This is a genomic window from Zhongshania aquatica (assembly GCF_027257955.1).
GTDB lineage: Bacteria > Pseudomonadota > Gammaproteobacteria > Pseudomonadales > Spongiibacteraceae > Spongiibacter > Spongiibacter aquatica.
The window spans coordinates 1-4643 of the sequence record NZ_JANZNQ010000061.1; the positions used below are offsets into that span (position 1 = coordinate 1).

The 4643-nt window shown below is 48.2% G+C and carries 4 protein-coding genes, 4 tRNA genes and 1 rRNA gene; all 9 read left to right on the top strand.

Annotation, left to right across the window (positions count from 1 at the left end; genetic code table 11):
* Nucleotides 1–4 precede the first annotated feature (4 nt).
* A 5S ribosomal RNA gene (gene rrf / locus O9X78_RS20370) occupies nucleotides 5–120 on the top strand.
* An 823-nt stretch (nucleotides 121–943) separates the two neighbouring features.
* Nucleotides 944–1903: a bifunctional biotin--[acetyl-CoA-carboxylase] ligase/biotin operon repressor BirA gene (gene birA / locus O9X78_RS20375; protein WP_269621535.1), complete on the top strand. Its 960-nt coding sequence runs from the start codon at nucleotides 944–946 to the stop codon at nucleotides 1901–1903.
* Nucleotides 1875–2642 (top strand): type III pantothenate kinase, encoded by a 768-nt coding sequence (locus O9X78_RS20380; protein WP_269621536.1) that lies wholly within the window; start codon nucleotides 1875–1877, stop codon nucleotides 2640–2642. The genes birA and O9X78_RS20380 overlap by 29 nt, the downstream gene beginning before the upstream one ends.
* Nucleotides 2643–2656: 14 nt before the next feature.
* A complete protein-coding gene (locus O9X78_RS20385) occupies nucleotides 2657–3364 on the top strand; it encodes an SPOR domain-containing protein (protein ID WP_269621537.1) in 708 nt (235 codons plus the stop codon).
* A 36-nt stretch (nucleotides 3365–3400) separates the two neighbouring features.
* A tRNA-Thr gene (locus tag O9X78_RS20390) sits at nucleotides 3401–3476 on the top strand.
* 93 nt (nucleotides 3477–3569) lie between these two features.
* A tRNA-Tyr gene (locus O9X78_RS20395) sits at nucleotides 3570–3653 on the top strand.
* 35 nt (nucleotides 3654–3688) lie between these two features.
* Nucleotides 3689–3762: transfer RNA gene (locus O9X78_RS20400), tRNA-Gly, on the top strand.
* A gap of 29 nt (nucleotides 3763–3791) precedes the next feature.
* Nucleotides 3792–3867: transfer RNA gene (locus O9X78_RS20405), tRNA-Thr, on the top strand.
* A 103-nt stretch (nucleotides 3868–3970) separates the two neighbouring features.
* On the top strand, nucleotides 3971–4643 hold a 673-nt coding region (locus O9X78_RS20410; RefSeq protein WP_269621384.1), incomplete at its 3' end, for a GTP-binding protein.

A 4643-nucleotide genomic window follows, 5' to 3' on the forward strand; every position in this document is an offset into this window, starting at 1 on the left:
TTTGCCTGGCGACCATAGAGACATGGAACCACCTGATCCCATCCCGAACTCAGAAGTGAAACGTGTCATCGCCGATGGTAGTTTGGGGTTTCCCCATGCGAGAGTAGGTCATCGCCAGGCTTCTAAAAAAAGAAAACCCCAGTAGAGAAATCTACTAGGGTTTTGTTTTATTTTACTCGCAACTACCGTTGCTCGGCCTTCGGCCCGTCTTGAATAATGCAGACGTTCAACCACCCTTCGGGATGGTTGTGGATGGTGATTATCAACTGTTACTACACGGCTCATGCGACAAACCTCTGTTCTGAAAAAACGAGGTTTGGACGAGGAACGATAGCGACGAAGCCCTAAGGGGCAGATACCCAAAGCATTCCCTTCGGTCATGGGGGGTGAGAGCCTCGGTTTTTATAGGGCGCTGATCAAAAACACTACCTGAAAATAGAAAGCCCCAGTAGGAAGACCTACTGGGGCTTTACGTCATCTAATTAGTTACCGAACACTCATTTTAACCATTTAAGTTAATTGGCTTCGCCTCAAAGCGGTGGCTTGTCAGTACCGCATCAAGCTCACTAAATTGAGCTTCGAGTAGGGTTCAGCTTCTACAAACTTATTTTTGATTGAGAGCAATTTGCAGTCATTGTTGGCAGAAACTGCACTAACTTCTGCTAAGTTCAGGGTAGACAGCGTGTCTGCTTTTGCTAATTATCAAGCTTTCGAATTCACGGCTTTTAACACGGTATGAAGTCCTGTAATTTCTACAGCGCAATAAATCATGGCCAGTCCACTTACTTTCCGAAAAGAAGGTAGTCCCATTTTATATTCAGCATTTATTTCGCCTGTGAAGATATTAGGTGATCCGTCCTTGTCAATTATTGGGGCGCGGCCCTGTGGGGTAATATTCTGCTATTATTCCGTCCATTAATTTATGGCTGAAAGTGTGGATAGCGTGGAAATTCTAAGTATATTGGCAGACGGTAACTATCATTCTGGAGAAGAGATAGGCGCTCACCTTGGAGTTAGCCGAGCGGCTGTTTGGAAGCAGCTACAAAAACTTGAAAGCCTTCAGTTAAACATCGAATCTGTAAAGGGGAGGGGTTACAGGCTTATTGGCGGACTGGATCTTCTTGATAGCGACAAGATAAAAAAATTCCTCTCCTCTGGGGCGCGTGATGCTTTGGGACAGTTAGAGATACTTCCTATCATTGATTCCACCAATAATGCTGCAGGCGCGGCGATTAAAGAAGAGCGCTGGAATGGGTATTGTTGCCTAGCTGAGCAACAAAGCGCGGGACGAGGGCGTCGCGGCCGTCAGTGGCTGAGTCCATTTGGTCGTAATATATATTTATCTCAAGTGTGGGGGTTTCAGTCTGGTGCGTCGGCACTTGAGGGCCTTAGTTTGTCGGTTGGCTTGGCCGTAGTCCGTGCGCTGACCAAACTGGGGATAGAGGGCTTGGGGTTAAAGTGGCCCAATGATGTTTTGCACAATAATAAAAAATTGGCTGGTATATTATTGGAAATGCAGGGCGATCCTGCGGGTATGTGCCAGGTGATTGTTGGTGTTGGCTTAAATGTTGACATGACTGGCGCTGCTGTTGCTGATATTTCTCAGCCGTGGACGGATTTGGCCCAAATTATAGGTGTTGTGGATCGGAATAAGTTGGTCGCTGAATTGATGTCCGAATTACACTCGGTCTTTAGGGAGTTTTCTCTGGGCGGATTTAGCATACATAAAGATGAGTGGTCCAGGCATGATGCGTTTGCGGGGCGTGACGTTAAAGTCCAGTTGGGCGATACCTATATAGAAGGCACAGTAATTGGTTTGGATCACACAGGTGGTCTACGTTTGCGGACCGCTGCGGGTGAGCGAGTGTTTAACGGTGGCGAAGTTAGTTTGCGAGGCCTCTAGCGTGGAGCAAGCCTTAGAGTTAGATGTGGGTAATACGGCAATAAAGTGGCGACGATTGAGGGGCGCGGAGATAATAGCTTATGGGCGACTTGCTGGCGGAGTGGATTGTTTAGGCCAATTATTAAATGCTGGTGACAGTTTGGTCCGTGTTGCATCGGTTGCTTATGCCGAGCGCGAAGATCAGTTGAGAGCGATATTAGCATCGAGTGGTATTCCCTATGAATTCGCTGTATCACAAGCATCTTGTGCGGGGGTTGTGAATAGCTACCAAGATGTCGCGCGAATGGGGGTGGATCGTTGGTTGGCAATGGTTGCTGCTTATCGTATGTGCAGGTCTGCATGTGTTGTTATTGATGCGGGTACAGCGCTTACCATTGATATCATAGGTGGTGATGGGCGTCATCGTGGCGGCTATATTTTGCCAGGGGCGTCTTTGATGTTAAAAGTGCTTGCCGAGGGTACCGGAAAGGTTCGATTTGGCGACGAAGTTGGGCAAAGTATGGCGCCGGGTTCGAATACCGGGTCATGTGTGCATAATGGAAAGTGGTTGGGTTTGGTTGGAGCGGTCATTGTCGCATTTAGAGAGGCTGAAATAGTAGTTGGCAGTCGGTACCAAGTATTTATTACCGGTGGTGATGGCTTAACATTAAAAAAGTTGGCCGGTGAAATGGCCGAGGCGTGGCAATATAACGAAGATTTGGTTTTAGACGGTTTGGCGCCAGTGCTGGCCAAGGCATAGGCAGGGAGAGTTGGGTGCGTTGGTTTTTTCTATTACTACTAGCCATCAATGTGGTTTTTTATATAAGTCACCGCAGCGACGCGCGGTCGTTAGCTACTGCCCCAATTTCGGTTAACGAAGGGCGTCATGATATTTCTCTGTTGTCAGAGGTTGGCGGTGGCATCAAGGAAAAATCAGACATAGAAAAGATTCCGGAGAGCGCTGTTTTGCCTGAAGTGGTGGTGTCCGCATTAAATGTGGAGTCAGACTGCCTGCTTCTGGGCCCTTATAAAAGTAGAGATGAATTGCAGAGGGATGCAGCATTGGTAGACGGAGCGCAGGAATTCGTCGAGATATACGAAAGAGGTGTTGATTTTTGGGTGTATCTTGGCCCCTACCGCTCATTTGATGCAGCGGCAAAAATGAGTGCTGAGTTGCGCGTAAAGCGAGTTGATAATTTCATTATCCGTTCAGGTGAATTACAAAATGCTATTTCTTTAGGAGTTTTTACTACTGAAGAGCGAGCTGAAATACACGCAAAAGGATTGCGCAAGAAAAAGTATGATGTTGCAGTGAAGCGCGTAGCAAAAGAGACTGAGCGCTACTGGATGGCTTACACGCGTCTTGATAGCGTTGATGACTATCGATCTGCAAAGCAAGCGATGGAAAAAAATGTAGATAATAACAAGCGCTTGGAGAAAAAAAGCTGCAATCTGATTGCGTCTTACCGAGAGTTAGACTAGAATGCCGGCCTCGTTTGGAAGCGACGTGGTAGCTAAGCTGGCGTAGCTCAGTTGGTAGAGCAGCTGACTTGTAATCAGCCGGTCGGGGGTTCGACTCCTCTCGCCAGCTCCACACATTTTTCTAGTGAGCCGTTAAATACTTGTAAATCAGTCTAAGATTGATGGCTAAGTATTTGGCTCGGTAGAAAATATTCCGTTCTCTTGGGGTGGGGTTCCCGAGTGGCTAAAGGGATCAGACTGTAAATCTGACGCGCGAGCTTCGGTGGTTCGAATCCACCCCCCACCACCATTAATTGTAAGACTTGCCAGCAGATAAAAGTTTCAGCGGGTATGGTTCAATGGTAGAACCTCAGCCTTCCAAGCTGATGGTGCGGGTTCGATTCCCGCTACCCGCTCCAGTTTGGGCAGGTTTGAAAGAGTTTTCGGTGCTCATGTAGCTCAGTCGGTAGAGCACTTCCTTGGTAAGGAAGAGGTCACCGGTTCGATTCCGGTCATGAGCTCCATTAAAATTTGGCGACAAAAGCTGATTTGGTCAGCTTTTGTCTTTTTGTAGTGGCTTGACGAAAATAGTGACTTGACGAAAAAGTCCGCTAGGAGACTGTCGCAATGGCTAAAGAGAAGTTTGAACGTAATAAGCCCCACTTGAACGTGGGCACCATCGGTCACGTTGACCATGGTAAAACCACGCTGACAGCAGCCCTGACGCGCGTATGTGCGGAAGTCTATGGTGGTAAGGCAGTGGCGTTTGATGGTATCGATAACGCACCAGAAGAGCGTGAGCGCGGTATTACTATTGCGACGTCACACGTTGAATATGATTCATCGGTTCGTCACTATGCTCACGTAGACTGCCCGGGTCACGCTGACTACGTTAAGAACATGATTACTGGTGCTGCGCAGATGGACGGCGCGATTCTGGTATGTGGTGCGACTGACGGCCCAATGCCGCAGACCCGTGAGCACATCCTGTTGTCACGTCAGGTTGGCGTACCTTACATTGTTGTATTCCTGAACAAAGCTGACTTGCTTGCTGAAGATTGCGGCGGCGTGGGCAGCGAAGAATATAACGAAATGCTTGAATTGGTAGAAATGGAGCTGCGCGAGCTGCTCGACATGTACGAATTCCCAGGCGACGACACCCCAATCATTGCGGGTTCTGCATTGATGGCGTTGAACGGTCAAGACGACAACGAGCTAGGTACTACTGCAGTAGCTAAGTTGGTTGAGGCGTTGGATACTTACATTCCACAGCCAGAGCGTGCAGTTGATCTGCCGTTCC